This window comes from Paenibacillus sp. VTT E-133280 (assembly GCF_002264385.1).
GTDB lineage: Bacteria > Bacillota > Bacilli > Paenibacillales > Paenibacillaceae > Paenibacillus_AQ > Paenibacillus_AQ nitricinens.
This window is the reverse complement of the sequence record NZ_NFUX01000002.1, coordinates 89,122-104,437: the sequence shown is the minus strand read 5'-3', so window position 1 is coordinate 104,437 and position 15,316 is coordinate 89,122. Positions and strand designations below refer to the sequence as shown.

The window sequence follows — 15,316 nt, the reverse complement described above, 5'->3', positions numbered from 1 at the left end:
AGCTTATATGTTGCACATCACAAGGTTATGTTTTAAGCTTCGTGATCCGTTTCTTTTTCCTCAGTAGCTATACGATTCATCTGATCTGCCACTTTATCAAGCCGTTCTAATTGATATCCGTAATCGTAAATAGCTGCGGCTACAACATACAATCGTAGTTGACCTATTTTCTCCGCATTATACCTCAGGATCGTTGAATTCAAAAATCCATCATTCTCTTCTCCCAAGGGTTCCGATTCATTAGTGTTTGGTTTTAGTTTATCTTCAAATTTCAGCAAGATCAGTTGATGATATTTGATTAGCTGCTCCAAATGACTGTCAAACAATGCATCTGTCTCTTCACTTCGATCCGCTTGAAAATAATGCCGATCCACAGCCTCAAGAACATCGAAGCCTTTTTGCAAAGAAGATAACAGGTTCTTATAGACAACCATTTGTCTAGTCTGACTGTACTTCGCCCTCTTTAGCTGTTTCTGCTCCTCCTCAAACAAAGCGTATTTATCGGCTAAAGATTTAATAGATGACTCTAGCGCAAGTTTTTCATCACGAAACACACTTTCCTTCATCTCATGAGATACAGCCGTTCTAAGCAGCAAGGAAAGACTGGCAAAGACGTTCTCGATTTGCTTGATGTACTGTTTCCGTGGTTTCGGAGGAACTACTATAATATTGATTAGAAAGGCAGAAACAATCCCTGTCAATGTTAATAAGAAACGATTCAGCGCGAACTGCCACTCTCCAGAAGCCTCCATCACTGTTATAACAGTGACGAGTGTCAGGCTAATAGTATCCGCTCGGTTAATTTTCATACTGATCATAATGACAAGAATGCAGACCAACCCAACCGCAATTGGACTATTGGATAACAGCATTCCCCCCAGAAGAGCGAGTACCGCACCCATTGTAGTCGTTGTCAGCTGATCAAGAAAATAACGCCAAGAGCGATAAATAGATGGCTGCATAGCGAAAATTGCTGCAATCGCAGCGCCCACAGAAGATGGAAAATGTAGCAGTTCGGCTAAATACAAGGCAAGCGTGACTGCCATTCCTGTTTTAAATATGCGAGCTCCAAAAGCCAAAAATATCCCCCCTAAAAATTGGCCCACTCTGCAATATGGACATCTACGAATTCCTCATTCCTCTAATTACCCAAGCCTAGAGTTGATGAATTTTATGATCATTTAAGCTCTCGCTTATGATTCTTTCAGCTTTCAGGGAATACTAATTCAAGTAAGTACCTATCACATATAACATACGAGGTGAGTGAATGAATAACAACATCAAAAAATTAATGACCATCACAGCTGTTCTTGTCCTCAGTCTGTCTCCGGCACTTGCTCCTACTCGGAGCGTGTCAGCTGAGAATGTAGCCTCCACTGCACCTGATTCTGGGCCTTCGGAAAACGGTCATAGACCCCCACCAGGGAAAGACGGGAAATTCAGAGCCGGCGGACATTTCATTATTTTCGAAACAGCCAAGCTGCTTGAGATGGATCGTACGGAGCTAATCAATAGCCTTAAAACAGGCAAAACGCTCCCCGAGCTTGCTCTTGAGAAGAAAGGCTGGACCGAAGATCAATATATTCAAAAGCTCAGCGAATCTGCAAGTAAGCGGCTGGATCAAGCCCTCAGCGAGGGACGTCTAACAAAAGACGAAGCTCAAAAGCTAAAGGCTGGACTTCCGTCTATGCTGAAGAAAAAAATAAGCAAAATGGGTCATTTCCAAGATCATAAATCTTCGGAACATCATGTGATGAAGCCTCAAGCAAAAACGCCTTCGGCGTCCTATTTAGGACGGTAAGTGTTTATGCGAGAAATATAAGGATAGTGTATAGCGTGACACATATATATTCTTATATTTTAAAATATCCCCACAAAGACGGGTATCTTCATTTCTTATGAGGATATCCGTTTTTTATAGGCTTCAAATAGACTGATGGATAACATCAGCCACGCGCCACTTGCAGCAAAACCACCAATTACGTCGCTAGGATAATGAACTCCCAGGTAAATACGACTCCAGCCAATGCCCACAGTCATGAATACCGCAAACATTATTAACAGGATTCTTTCACTTCTTCGAGGCAAATGACGCCACAGTAAATAGGCAATTACCCCATATAGGGAGAAGGCTGCCATGGAATGTCCACTTGGGAAACTATAACCGAGCTCTTGGACAATACGATGGAAATTTGGACGCTCCCTTTGAAACCATAATTTCATAAGTGTATTCAACAGCTGTGAGCCTAGTCCAACCCATAGGAACAGAATTAGCTCAAGCCGATGTTTCAGCAGATAATACAGCAGTACCATCGTGCCGATAGATATGCCAATCGCTACCTTGGAGGAACCTATCAGAGATAGTCCTTTGGCGAATGTGGTCAGTCCAGGTGATTCAGCGGATTGAACAAAATGAATTATATAGTTATCAAATGATGATACCTTATTCATATGAACTAGAATCGCAATAACGACGAAACAAGCAGCAAACCCTATAAAATAACGAAAACCTCTAGACCAGTTCTGATAATAAAGCATAAATACCTCCGTGTCTATTTTTGTGCCAGTCGATCACATTTCCAGAGAAGCTATAACCCGTGCTATAATTATAGAGAAATAAATATACAAAAAGATGGAGTGCTGCCAAAGTGGAGAGTCTAAAATTGCAGGAACGTTTGTTGAACCAGTTTATTTCCACAAAGGTGCCCGTGACGATTTTTACAACAAATGGTGTAAAAATGCAAGGCGTCGTAACCTCGTATGATGCATTCACAATCACTTTACAGGGGCAAGGTGATGGCAGACAGAATGTGCTCTTCAAATCTGCAGTATCCACTATTGTACCTCTTAAGCCCGTCTCACTCAAATAGTTCACACATTTATTAAACTTCTTCATCCTATTTTCAATAATAAAGGGAACACCGGTCTACATCTCCGGTGTTCCCTTTATTATTTTCTTAAATTGTCTTATTCACTCTTCATAAACGAGTTTCTTTTAAACAGGGAAAATCACAGGCTTCACACACACCGGCTTGGATACCTCAGCAGTATTTCCAGTAAAGACGAGACGGCCACTGGTCTCTTCAATTGAGAACACAACCAGGTTATTACTGTCACGATTTGCAACAATAAGGTAAGCCCCATCCGGAGTTAATGAGAAGTGTCGCGGATGCCCTCCACGAGTAGAGACATATTCAATTAGTGTAAGCTTGGCAGTAGCGTTATCCACTGCAAACACTGCGATGTTATCCGCTCCACGGTTAGAAGCGTAAAGATATTTTCCATCTACTGAAGTAGCAATTTCAGCGCAAGTATTCTCTTCCTTAAAATCCTCAGGCAAAGTTGAAACTGTATCTACCGTGTGAAGCGTCCCTGTAGCACTGTCATATGTAAACGATGTTATCGTGGAATCCACCTCGTTTATAACATAAGCAGACTTTCCATCTGGATGAAAAGTAAAATGACGAGGTCCCGCCCCTGGATGAAGCGCAGTATCTCCGTGAACTTCTAGTTTGTTCAAGTCCCTATTGATTCTATAGGACCGAATAATATCAAGCCCAAGATCAGAAACAAAAAGATACTGTCCGTCCGGACTGAAAATAGCCGAATGGGGATGCGGGCGATCCTGACGTTCAGGATGGTGACCATGACCGGAATGAATCGCGACATCTGCCAGTTGATTTGCAACTTTTTCTTCATCTAATGTGATCAAGCCTACACTGCCACCATGATAACTACATACAACAATGTATTCATCGCTTAGATCTCTAGAAATATGGCATGTAGTCGTTTGACCATTACCTGAGGCAGGCATTGAGGTCATACGGTTCAATTCGCTCAATTTCCCACGCTTAGCATCGATAGCAAAGGTAACGACTTCTCCCTCTTTTCCACCCTCACCATTTGGCTTTTCTCCTATGGCATATAAACGTTGGGCTGAAGCATCTACATTAACAAAGGTGGGGTTAGTTAGACCCTGAACCGAGTCGATTAATTTTAACGTACCTCCTGCTTCGCCATCGAATTCAAATACCTGCACACCGCTTTCCGTGGCACTTGCATAGGAACCCGTAAACAGCAATAACTTAGTCTGCTTTTTCATCTCTACATCCTCCTCCAAAGTATTGCTATTATATAATTTACAATTTTTAAACGTTAAAGACAAACTATAAAGTAAAAAGTGTGACAAATAGTTCAAAAATAAGGCTTTCCAATGATTAGGGATTGTGCTATAATGAAAGCGCTAACATTAGTCTTTTATTAAGTACAAAGGGGGAACATGAATGAGTAGCATCCTGCTGGAAGCCAGAAATGTATACGAGGACTTCGAGGTGGAAACAGACATTCTGTTCTTTAAGGTCGGGGACCATGATTTGGTCATTTTTCACGGCAGAAACTACAACATAAAAAAGAGAATGACTGCCGAGCAATTAAAACGATTGTTATCCAATTCTACTTACTATCATGTGTATGGTGGCTGTTATGTCAATCTGAACAAGATCAGTTCTATCGAAGACGACTGCATTTATTTCGGAGAAAAAGGCCTATTCGCTAAAAACGTACGGGTCCCAAGACGGAAACAGGAAAGTATTCGTCATCTATTGAAAGGACTGAAGTAAACATCTTATTCCCATAAGCCGGAAGGGCATGTTACCGATGCCATTTCCGGCTTTTTGCTTTTTATTAATAGAAACTTAAAAAGATCCTATCTTTTTTTATACTTTCTTAAGGTTTAGGATCAGGATTTCTGTTAAAGTTGTAAATAGACAAGCAACACCTATATTGAAGGGAGTCATTACTAATAATGGACAAAAAAGATCTGAATGGAAATGAGAACTTAGAAAACAACGGTACTCCGGAAGAAGAATTGAACACTACCGAGAATACCAATGAAGTAAAAGAAGTGGAGGTCGTAGCTGCTGAAGAACCTGTGAATACAACAAAAGAGGAAGGTATTCCAGTAATGAACAAAGTCAGCAGTAATAATAATACGACACCACCTGCTCCACCAGTTTCTCCTAAAGGTAACAAGGGCTGGATGATTGCCTCTGTGGTTCTGGCTGCGGCACTCATCATTGTACTGATAAAGCCTCCATTCCAAAGTGGCGGCGACAACACAGCTGTTGCAAGCGTTAACGGAACTAACATTACTAAAGAACAACTTTATGATAAATTGATCGAAGCAGGCGGAGAAAGCACGCTGCAAGCTATGATTACTACTGAACTCGTTGATCAAGAAGCTAAAAAAGCCAACGTAACCGTTACTGATGAAGACATCAATGCTGAATTAGAAGACCTTAAAGCACAATTCGGCGGAGAAGCTGCATTTAATGCTGCATTGCAACAAAGCTCAATGACTGTTGATGACTTGAAGAAGCAAATGCCATTGCAAGTAAAACTACGTAAGATTCTTGAGCCGCAAGTAACGGTAACGGATCAAGAAATCAAAGACTACTATGAAGCAAATAAAGCTACTTTCAATGAAGAAGAACAAGTTCGTGCTTCCCACATTCTCGTTGAGACTAAAGAAGAAGCAGATGCAATTCTGAAGCAATTGAAAGATGGAGCAGATTTCGCTGAACTAGCTAAAGAAAAATCTTCGGATACTGGTTCCAAGGCTAATGGTGGAGATCTAGACTTCTTCAAACGTGGAGATATGGTAGCTGAATTCTCCGATGTAGCCTTTAAACTTAAAGTTGGGGAAACAAGTGGTGCTGTGAAATCCGATTATGGTTATCACATCATTAAAGTAACCGACCACAAAGACGCTAAAAACTACACTATGGAAGAAAAGAAAGATGAAATCAAAAAGACCCTTGTGTCTCAAAAGGTTTCCACTCTTTCCAACACTTGGTTGACAGATACAACTGCAAAAGCAAAAATCACAAATTCACTTACGGATGCCAAAAAAGATGCAACAGCTTCTCCTGAGCCATCTGCAAGTGCAGAAGCAGAAACTGAATCCGCTAAATAATAAGATAGTAAAAAGCAGGACAAGCGTTAATAAACGCTGTCCTGCTTTTTTTGTGCCTACTTTCGAACTTTTAATTAATGTCCTTTTTTACGGACCTGCTTATCACGATTCTCTCCCCACTCTTTCGCTTGTGCGGTAGCAATAGAGATGGCTCTTCCCTCTTCATATCCATCTTCTAGCAATGCATTAGCAATATCAATCGCCTTATTACGAATAGGTGCAGTGAAGTTTTTGAGTGAATCTGGATAATCTTCTTTGTTCCACGGCATACAAAAAACCTCCTTAACCTGACTATATAATTAATTAGCCTGGTCTAGGAGGTTTTAAACACTCACTTAAGCTTATTTAAAGACTTTAACGCGATCTTCAACCGGTTGGAATTGTTTCTCACCTGCTGGAGTTACCGTCTTGCCAAATGGCAATTGAGCAATCAGTTTCCAGTCTTGCGGGATACCCCAAGCTTCTTTTACTTCGTCATCAATTAGTGGATTATAGTGCTGCAGCGACGCGCCTAAACCTGCTTCAGAAAGCGCAGTCCATACTACGAACTGCAGAATGCCTGAAGATTGGTTAGACCAAACTGGGAAGTTCTCAGCATACAATGCGAAGTTTTCTTGCAGGTTCTTCACTACAGCTTGGTCTTCAAAGAACAATACGGAACCGTATCCTGCTTTGAAAGATGCTAATTTTTGCGCTGTTCCTTCAAATTGTTCAGCTGGAACAATTTTGCGCAAAGTTTCTGTAGTGATATCCCATAATTTATCATGCTGTTCACCTAAAAGAACAACCGCTCTGGAGCTTTGGGAGTTGAATGAAGTTGGGCTATGCAAAACCGCTTGCTCAACGATTTCAATAATTTGAGCATCGGCTACAGTGGATTCTTTACTGATGGCATAGATAGAACGTCTTCCTTTAACTGCTTCAAGAAAATTGTTAGACATAAAATAACTACCTCCATTTATTTAAGTAACTTACTTTTGTACATCTTATCACCTTTTTTCTGAAAACACAACATCTATTCACAACTTATTTTGTCGGATATACAATTAGCCTCGATTAGTAACATCTCCCCTTCACTTTTCCGATATACATTCCGGCTAAAAATAAGCTACAATAGTGCAGCAAAAATACAGAAGGAAGGTTATATAAATGAATTTTTTAACAGGTAAAGTTCTTATTCCACATAAAAAAATGGTCATATTCTCTTGTGTAGTACTCTTTTTCCTTAGCTTGGCACTTACTGGCTGTAAAGACACAAAATCGTCTAATTTAAACGCTGGGGAACTTGATCAAGCTGAGCTAAAACCTCTCTCTTTCTGGGTCGCCACAGACACTCACTTTTTGGATAAGGCTCTTCAGGATGGTGGACAGGCCTTTCAAACTTATGTCACTGGAGGCGATGGAAAAATGCTGCCCTACAGTGATGAAATGGCTGAAGCTTTGGTCTATGACGCTGAACAGAAAAAACCTGCATTTATCATCCTCAGTGGCGATTTAACTAATAATGGAGAACGCAGCAGCCATCAAAAGCTAACCGAAAATTTAAAACGAATTGAACAACAAGGAACCTCTGTTTATGTCATTCCAGGCAATCACGACTTATTTAATCCTTGGGCTAGATCCTTCAGTGGCGATAAACAGCTCCTTACGGATTCAATTACAGATAAGGATTTCGTCAAAATGTATGCGGATTTCGGCTACAAAGAAGCTGCATCACGTGATAAGGAATCACTAAGCTATATCGTCAAGGCTGCCCCCAACTTATGGATTCTCATGATAGACAGTAGCCAATATCTTAATAATAAAAAATACGGTTTCCCTCAGACTGATGGGCGTATTGCTTCCTCTACGCTTTCATGGATGGATGAATCCGTTAAGCTCGCAGCCAAAGAGCACGCTTCTGTGATCACGGTGATGCATCATAATTTATTAAGTCACACTTCTATGTCCGTTTCAGGCTTCAAGCTTAATAACAGCCAGGAAGCTATAAAATCCTTACGGAAGAATGGACTAAATCTAGTTCTCTCAGGACATATTCATATGCAGGACATTCAAGTAGATCCAGCAGACGCGAATCAAGATACAGCATCCTCTGAACAATTGCCAATCTATGATATCGCTACGAGTGCGATGGCCGTCAATCCGCATCAATATGGAGCCATGACCTTCGATCCCGTCTCGCGAACCGTAAATTATATAACAGCGTCTTTGAACGTAGAAGGTTGGGCTGAAGCTAACCAGATTACAGATCACAATCTCTTAAACTTCAAGGCATATGCCGAAGAAACCTTTGCTACTAACTCCTATGACAAAGCTATGGATAGTCTTAAGGAAAGTCCTTTAACGGAGTCTGAAAAAGAATCCATGGCGAAGGTAATGTCCAAGCTGAATGTACAATACTTCGCCGGAACTGCAGGTACCTTTGCGAAGGATATTAAAGCGTTGCCGGGCTACAAGCTTTGGGAGGAACATCAGGACGGTTTCTTAGGAGGGTATGTCCAAAGTATGGCTGAAGAAAAATCGTTAAGTAATGTCGACCTAGAGGTGGTTTTAACGAAGCAATAAAAAGCTGCCCTATTTCATATAAAAAACCCAGCTTCACCCGCATTTCTGCGAAGTTAGAAGCTGGGTTTGTTTCTGTTAATTAGCCAATGAGGATCGAACTAACTATTTACGTGTAATAGTAATCCAACCATCTTCATCTACATACACAGTAGCATGAAGTGCTTCAGCTAGCAGACGTAGCGATACATAGGCATCACCATATTCGTCAACAAATACAGGCTCTGCAAGCTTCACTTTGTTACCGTTAATCACTGCTTCGGAAGAACCGATTTTGAATACCAGTTTATCACCGTACACACCATCAGTTACGATAATAGCACGATTGACTGTATCCCATTCCACAGTAGCATCTAAATCTTCTGCAAAATACCGAAGAGGAATGTACGTCGTATTATTGTCAACGATCGGATAATAATATTCGTCGTCTGGTTCGATGACAATCGTTCTCTTGGTGATACCAAGATCGTCTTTCAAAATACGATAAACGTTAGAATTCGGATCAAAATTGTTCAAAGTCTCTCCAGGAGTCAGGTCACCGGAAGAAACATCAAGAGCTCCTTCTGTGCTGATTGGATCTGCCGTTACAGCCCCACCAATATTCCAAATCTGACTGGAAGCCTTAAGAGAGAAGCTCTTTAATGGCATATCTTCTGTACCTGGAAGCGCCACTTTCAGATCAACATTCTGTTTACGAACATGTAGTCCACTGTCTACAAAAATATCGACAGCAAGCTTCGTATCCTTACTCAGGACCGTCTTAAGCTCAGGGGTTGATTTGTAAAGACTGTCTAGTTGATTGTCATAAACCAGTAGTAAAGCATCCACAGCTAATTTTGCTGCATCATGCAGTACGGTTACAACAGCTTCTTTATCACCCAGAGGAATGACTCCAATACCTGGAATTTCATAATCACCGGAGCCTTTTTCGTCCATAGCTTTGATTACTGGATACAGATAGTCATATAGACCACCAACTAATTCTGTAAAGCCTTCCGTATCTTTAGAGATCGATTTCAGGAATCCTTTTAACAATGCCGGAAGCTCATCACCCGTCACTTCGGTATGTAACTTCGTCATATTCACCTGCTGGCCATAAACAGCCTCACTAACTGGTGTTACGCTAATTGCACTTGGATTAGGAAGATTCTTCACCACAAACTTCGTTAGCAGCTTACTAAGATCTTCAGCTTTAGTCAGATCCAATCCAACTTCAGCTAAGACCTCATCATAGCCTTGAACCGGGAAGTAAAATGGTTGTTTTGCTCCTTCAACCGTAAAGACTAAAGTTTGTTTGTCCATAAACAATGAGAATGGAATATTCAATTGTTTATAGCCAATCGTTCCATCGGCAGATACATTACCATTCTCTTGCAACTTTGCATGGCTAATACTCAGGGAAAAAGAATTTATGAGATCTACCATTTCCTTATCTTCTGCGCTCAGTCCTTCTGCAGGCTCAGCGTTCATAGAAAACGTCATGCTGGATTCTGATGATTTAACATCGACATCCCCAATCAATGCCTTATTAACATCGAAACCTCCAACCGATTGACATCCGGCCAGAACAAGCAGCAGCGCGACAAAAGGAATAAACCATTTTGTTTTAGCTATCATTTTCCTCATAGCAAGTCTCCTTTTTAAGATTTTTTTAAAATCAATCCATTATCTCAGCAAAGGTAACATTTGTAAATCAAAGGATGAGTTATTGTAAAAATACTATAAATTCAACAAACTTCGCCATTCGATAGAAACCCATTCATTGTAAATCAAGCCTTTTAATACTGCCAAAATCAGTAAATGCGCAGGATAAAAAGACCACCAAACCCAGCGTTTCACCCGGTGACGCTCTAAATATCCCCAAAGTGCAGGTATCAAAGCAATCAACAATGTCGGTAAAATACTAAGCATTTGGACCACCCAATAGTTATAGAACATGTAAAACAAGTTTAATGCCAGATGTGCCATAACAAGCCAGTATGACCTCGTATAACGGAATATCAATACTAGCAGCAGGCCGTACGCATTATAATCTATCGGGAAGTAATCCATTAACGCGATAGCTGCAATGACAACAGGTATACCAAGCCATAGAGTAGGAAGTTTATCTAAAACAACTAATACAATTCCAGATAATAAAAGCGTAAACACCACATTCCATCCACCAGGATTAATCGCTAAATTGTATGGGATCTGAGCAATAATAGCGATTATAAGCAGTCGGAATAAATATTTCGGTCTGGATGATGTATGGATATGCCCCTGCACAAGCCCGTAACAGTAGATTGGAAAGGCTATTCTTCCTATATATCTCCAAGCGATATCCTCTGGAAAAAAGATATAGCCAATATGATCGATTAGCATCGTCAGCATGGCGAGAATCTGCATATCAAACCTCCTTAAAATAGGTTGATATCATACATTCGCCAAAGCGTACTTCATCTCCTTCGCTAATACTCAAATGATGACCGCAATAAAAGAGATCTGAATTTCTGGTTTCTCGCCTCTTGACTTTATAGGGTGCAATTGAGTACTATGAACGAGCAACATCTTATGGCAATGATCAAAGACAAGATTTCCTATACGAACTGTCCAGAGAGAGAGGTCTAGGCTGAAAGCTTCTCCAGTAAACGATTGTGGAGTTACCCCTTTGTAGCTGTGGCGCTGAATCCGTAGATCTAAATTTTACGGTAGTATGTGGCACCGACTTATCCACGTTAAAGGATACCAATGAGGTCCTATCCTTGTGATAGGTCGAATTAGGGTGGAACCACGAGCTGAACGCACTCGTCCCTTTCTGGGAGAGATGCGTTTTTTTGCGTTCACCACTAACAATTTTTGAGAACTGGAGGCTAACAATCATGGAGATCAAGGTAACACTGCAAAACGGAACAATTAGAGAGGTACTACAAGGAACGACGATTAAAGAAGCAGCAGGTGTCATAAGTACCAGTCTGAAAAAAAGTGCTGTAGCTGGAATAATCGATGGAAGATCCGTTGACCTAAACCAAACGATCGATCATGATTGCCAGCTCGAAATTGTTACGTTGGATAGCAAAGAAGGCCTGGAAATTTATAGACACAGTACAGCACATATCATGGCGCAGGCCATAAAACGTATATATGGAGATAAGGGTGTCCAGCTTGGCATAGGTCCAGTAATCGAAGATGGCTTTTATTATGACATTGATATTGAAACACCTCTATCCACGGATGATCTTGTAGCAATCGAACAAGAGATGGCGAAAATTATTCAAGAGAATCACCCGATTGTCCGCCGTGTCGTTCCCCGCGCTGAAGCAATCAAGCTTTTTGAAGCGATGAATGAGCCCTTAAAGCTGGAGCTTATCCGTGATCTACCTGAAGACACAGTATTATCTATTTATGAACAAGGTGAATTCTCGGATCTCTGTCGAGGCCCGCATCTTCCCTCAACTGGATTGGTCAAGGCCTTTAAGCTGTTGAATGTAGCAGGTGCCTACTGGCGTGGAGATTCCAATAATAAAATGCTGCAACGTATCTACGGAACTGCTTTTCCTAAGAAAGCTCAACTTGAAGAGCACCTACTCTTTCTTGAAGAAGCAAAGAAGCGTGATCACCGTAAGCTTGGCAAGGAACTGGAATTGTTCATGTTCTCTGAAGAAGCTCCAGGCATGCCCTTCTATCTTCCAAAGGGAATGACTATCCGTACAGAGCTTGAGAATTTCGCACGTGAACTACAAAGACAGAGAGATTACGATGAAGTTCGTACACCGCTGATGATGAATAATCGGCTTTGGGAGCAATCCGGGCACTGGGATCATTATAAAGACAATATGTATTTCACCAATGTAGACGAAACAAAATTTGCACTCAAGCCGATGAACTGCCCAGGTCATATGATGATCTATAAAAATAATCTACATTCTTACCGAGAGTTGCCTATCCGTATTGCCGAATTTGGTCAAGTACATCGCCATGAATTCTCTGGGGCACTTAACGGGATGATGCGTGTTCGTACTTTCTGTCAGGATGATGCCCATCTCTTCGTATTACCAGAGCAGATTGAGGATGAAATAAGCCGGGTAATCTCACTGATTGACCATATTTATCAAGTGTTTGGCTTTGAGTATAAGATTGAATTATCTACTCGCCCGGCAGATTATATGGGATCAAAAGAACTATGGGATCTAGCTGAACAATCTTTACAAAGTGTATTAGACAATCTCGGGATCGAGTATCGTGTGAATGAAGGTGATGGCGCGTTCTACGGACCAAAAATTGATTTCCATATCTTAGATGCGCTAAAACGAAGCTGGCAATGTGGAACCATCCAACTAGATTGGCAAATGCCAGAGAAATTCGATCTTACTTATATCGGGGAAGATAACCTTAAGCATCGCCCGGTCGTAATCCATCGCGCCGTTTATGGGTCAATTGATCGATTTATGGGTATTATTACGGAGCATTATGACGGCGCATTCCCGCTATGGCTAGCACCCGTTCAAGCGAAGTTATTGCCCGTCTCTGAGAACTACGTTGCTTATGCATTTCAGGTGAAACAATCCTTAGAACAAGCTGGCATTCGTGTAGAGGTTGATATCCGAAATGAGAAGCTAGGATACAAAATTCGTGAAGCTCAGCTGGAAAAAGCACCCTATATGCTCGTTCTCGGTGAGAATGAGAAAAACTCTGGCAGTGTATCTGTAAGAAAACGTGGTGAGGGGGATCTTGGTTCAAAGAGTATCCATGAGATTATTGAACAGATTAATAAAGAAATAGTTAGTAAAAATTAAAGTTCTGCTCCTAATAAAACGTTAAAGGGCTGTCTATTCGTAGAAATCTACGAACAAGACAGCCCTTTCTTTGATCACATATTATTATTCAAATGAACACTATTTCACGTACAGACGACTGCTTTCTTCCCAATATTCGCCTGGTTTGAGGCTGAACAAGCCAATCTCATCAGCCGGTAGATCCACCATTGGTGCGTTAACCAAGTTAATTTGCGGTTCAGGACAGAAGAACTGTTCTGTAGCACCATTGTTCCAGATCATCCATTGTTTGTACGAAGTCCCTACATCGTATACCAAGGTTATTCCAGCTTTACTGTCAGTAAGCTCCATCCGATTGCGTCCGTTTTGAGGTACAGCGGTGTAGTGATTATCCATTGATGCAAAATATGGACTCACACCTTCATCACGAAGCTGAACTTCTCCTGGCTCCAGCGCTTGGAATTTACCTGTTGGCAGCATGCGGTCATCCAGTTCCCAACGCTCGCCGATAGTTGCTTTTACACGGTAATCTTGTGGAGAACTTTCCGGTGCGAATGGTGCATTAATCGCGGTATGGAATGCCAACAAGCAAGGCATCACATCATCACCATCATTATGCACTTGCACCTGTTGAGATAAGCCACCTTCACCAAGGGTGTAACGTAGTTTCATCGTATATTTATGTGGCAAGTATTGATAAGAAGGATGATTCTCATCCACTTTAATGAATACGGTTACGAAGCTTTCTGTCTTACCGCTACCGAACTCTTCCACTTCCCAAGCTGCCGTATGTAAAAAACCATGCAAATGGTTGCCCGTAGCGACTTCATTTACTGGGAATTGATAAGTTTGACCATTCCATGGGAATTTGCCATCCTCATAACGATTCGGAGGAAATAATACAGGAATTCCATGGATACCTGGACTTGCCTTGAAGGCTTCCATTTCCTCAGCTCCCGGTTCATGCAAGAAACGGTAACCGTTTTCGGTATCACGGAAACAGATCAAGTTGCCACCGATACCCGGTAGTATAGCTGCCTCATAACGGCCAGCTTTTAACCAGATGGCTGCTTCTCCTTCATATTGTCCTTCATAGGCTGTGATAGACATAATAATATGTTCTCCCTTCCAGTGTCTGATAATTGTCTCTACTTGATAGATTACCACATCTGGTCATGACGTGACATGCCCTTTTTTACAGCTGTTCCACTTCAACGCTCATGACATGATCAATTTTCTTCACATCATAATAGATTTCTGTTGCGTAATCTTTATCCGGTGCTGAAATCACCATATCGATCATTTGCCTTCCATCTTCCAAATCCTTAATTTTCATTCTGCGGATCGCTCGGGAGGGGCTTCTAGTACTTCGTTGGGTACTAACCTGAGGCCGCTCGATTTTTTGGATCACTTCAGTAAGTACAAAATTAGCTTCCATGATGATTCTCACCGAAACTTCATGCTTGTTAAGCACCTCAGGGCCAATCGAACGAATTAAATGAGGAACCAAATTCACCGCAAACATCAAAAGAATAACTGCATACGCAGCTTCAATATAGAATCCTGCACCCACAGCTATCCCAATTCCAGAAGCTGTCCAGATGAGTGCTGCTGAGGTCAAACCTGATATCGCATCTCCACCTCTACGCAATATAACCCCGGCGCCCAAGAATCCTATTCCACTGACAATTTGAGCAGCGAGGCGCATCGGATCCATATTCGGATGCTCTGGACCCGCAAACTTATCAAAGGCATGAATGGACACTACGGTTACAAGACACGAGGCAATGCTTATGACCATACTGGTCCGAATCCCCAGCGGTTTCTGCTTGATCTGTCGGTCAATCCCGATGAACAGCCCGAACAGCATGGCCACTAGCAGCTTAATTAATGATTCAATATGAAAATCCATCATTCATTCTCCTTTCTCCAAGATACTCCATTATAACGGAAAACAGAGATAAAGATTAGCTTTATTTTACAGCAAAAAACGGCACTCCTATCCTCAATGTATATGCGCTCTAGA

At 41.4% G+C, this 15,316-nt stretch carries 14 protein-coding genes and 1 pseudogene; 6 read left to right on the top strand and 9 right to left on the bottom strand.

Features of this window, described 5'->3' with window-relative positions; translation table 11 throughout:
- Positions 1-32: 32 nt before the first annotated feature.
- The gene (locus tag CA600_RS01500) at positions 33-1,079 is read right to left on the bottom strand and encodes an FUSC family protein (protein ID WP_094868575.1); all 1,047 of its coding nucleotides are present in this window, start codon (positions 1,077-1,079) and stop codon (positions 33-35) included.
- 188 nt (positions 1,080-1,267) lie between these two features.
- Here CA600_RS01500 and CA600_RS01495 point away from each other — a divergent pair, with 188 nt between their 5' ends.
- Positions 1,268-1,801: a hypothetical protein gene (locus CA600_RS01495; protein WP_094868574.1), complete on the top strand. Its 534-nt coding sequence runs from the start codon at positions 1,268-1,270 to the stop codon at positions 1,799-1,801.
- Positions 1,802-1,896: 95 nt separating this feature from the next.
- Here the strand turns inward: CA600_RS01495 and CA600_RS01490 are convergent, their stop codons facing one another.
- On the bottom strand, positions 1,897-2,538 hold the full coding sequence (locus tag CA600_RS01490) for a phosphatase PAP2 family protein (RefSeq protein ID WP_094868573.1): 642 nt from the start codon (positions 2,536-2,538) through the stop codon (positions 1,897-1,899).
- Between the two features lie 110 nt (positions 2,539-2,648).
- Here CA600_RS01490 and hfq point away from each other — a divergent pair, with 110 nt between their 5' ends.
- Positions 2,649-2,870, top strand: a complete 222-nt coding sequence (gene hfq / locus CA600_RS01485; protein WP_042126951.1) for an RNA chaperone Hfq — start codon at positions 2,649-2,651, stop codon at positions 2,868-2,870.
- Between the two features lie 125 nt (positions 2,871-2,995).
- On the opposite strand, the gene CA600_RS01480 is transcribed toward hfq, so the two are convergent.
- A complete protein-coding gene (locus tag CA600_RS01480) occupies positions 2,996-4,102 on the bottom strand; it encodes a lactonase family protein (RefSeq protein ID WP_094868572.1) in 1,107 nt (368 codons plus the stop codon).
- Between the two features lie 181 nt (positions 4,103-4,283).
- Here CA600_RS01480 and CA600_RS01475 point away from each other — a divergent pair, with 181 nt between their 5' ends.
- A complete protein-coding gene (locus CA600_RS01475) occupies positions 4,284-4,619 on the top strand; it encodes a hypothetical protein (RefSeq protein ID WP_042126947.1) in 336 nt (111 codons plus the stop codon).
- Positions 4,620-4,804: 185 nt separating this feature from the next.
- A complete protein-coding gene (locus tag CA600_RS01470; protein ID WP_094868571.1) occupies positions 4,805-5,974 on the top strand; it encodes a peptidylprolyl isomerase in 1,170 nt (389 codons plus the stop codon).
- A 107-nt stretch (positions 5,975-6,081) separates the two neighbouring features.
- On the opposite strand, the pseudogene CA600_RS01465 reads toward CA600_RS01470, so the two are convergent.
- Positions 6,082-6,243, bottom strand: a pseudogene (locus tag CA600_RS01465) (DUF2188 domain-containing protein); the annotation flags it as partial.
- Positions 6,244-6,315: 72 nt separating this feature from the next.
- Positions 6,316-6,915 (bottom strand): nitroreductase family protein, encoded by a 600-nt coding sequence (locus CA600_RS01460; protein ID WP_042187439.1) that lies wholly within the window; start codon positions 6,913-6,915, stop codon positions 6,316-6,318.
- A 208-nt stretch (positions 6,916-7,123) separates the two neighbouring features.
- Here CA600_RS01460 and CA600_RS01455 point away from each other — a divergent pair, with 208 nt between their 5' ends.
- Positions 7,124-8,539 (top strand): metallophosphoesterase, encoded by a 1,416-nt coding sequence (locus tag CA600_RS01455; RefSeq protein WP_094868569.1) that lies wholly within the window; start codon positions 7,124-7,126, stop codon positions 8,537-8,539.
- A gap of 102 nt (positions 8,540-8,641) precedes the next feature.
- On the opposite strand, the gene CA600_RS01450 is transcribed toward CA600_RS01455, so the two are convergent.
- Positions 8,642-10,162: a copper amine oxidase N-terminal domain-containing protein gene (locus CA600_RS01450; RefSeq protein ID WP_094868568.1), complete on the bottom strand. Its 1,521-nt coding sequence runs from the start codon at positions 10,160-10,162 to the stop codon at positions 8,642-8,644.
- Between the two features lie 93 nt (positions 10,163-10,255).
- Complete coding sequence (locus CA600_RS01445) at positions 10,256-10,924, bottom strand: TraX family protein (RefSeq protein ID WP_094868567.1); 669 nt, start codon at positions 10,922-10,924, stop codon at positions 10,256-10,258.
- 473 nt (positions 10,925-11,397) lie between these two features.
- Here CA600_RS01445 and thrS point away from each other — a divergent pair, with 473 nt between their 5' ends.
- Positions 11,398-13,311 carry a threonine--tRNA ligase gene (gene thrS / locus CA600_RS01440; protein ID WP_094868566.1) on the top strand — a complete coding sequence of 638 codons (1,914 nt, stop codon included), beginning with the start codon at positions 11,398-11,400 and terminating at the stop codon, positions 13,309-13,311.
- A 99-nt stretch (positions 13,312-13,410) separates the two neighbouring features.
- Here thrS and CA600_RS01435 read toward each other — a convergent pair whose 3' ends face one another.
- Both CA600_RS01435 and CA600_RS01430 read right to left on the bottom strand, forming a co-directional pair.
- On the bottom strand, positions 13,411-14,400 hold the full coding sequence (locus CA600_RS01435; protein ID WP_094868565.1) for an aldose 1-epimerase: 990 nt from the start codon (positions 14,398-14,400) through the stop codon (positions 13,411-13,413).
- Positions 14,401-14,485: 85 nt separating this feature from the next.
- Positions 14,486-15,202, bottom strand: a complete 717-nt coding sequence (locus CA600_RS01430) for an MgtC/SapB family protein (protein WP_042126933.1) — start codon at positions 15,200-15,202, stop codon at positions 14,486-14,488.
- Positions 15,203-15,316: the final 114 nt, after the last annotated feature.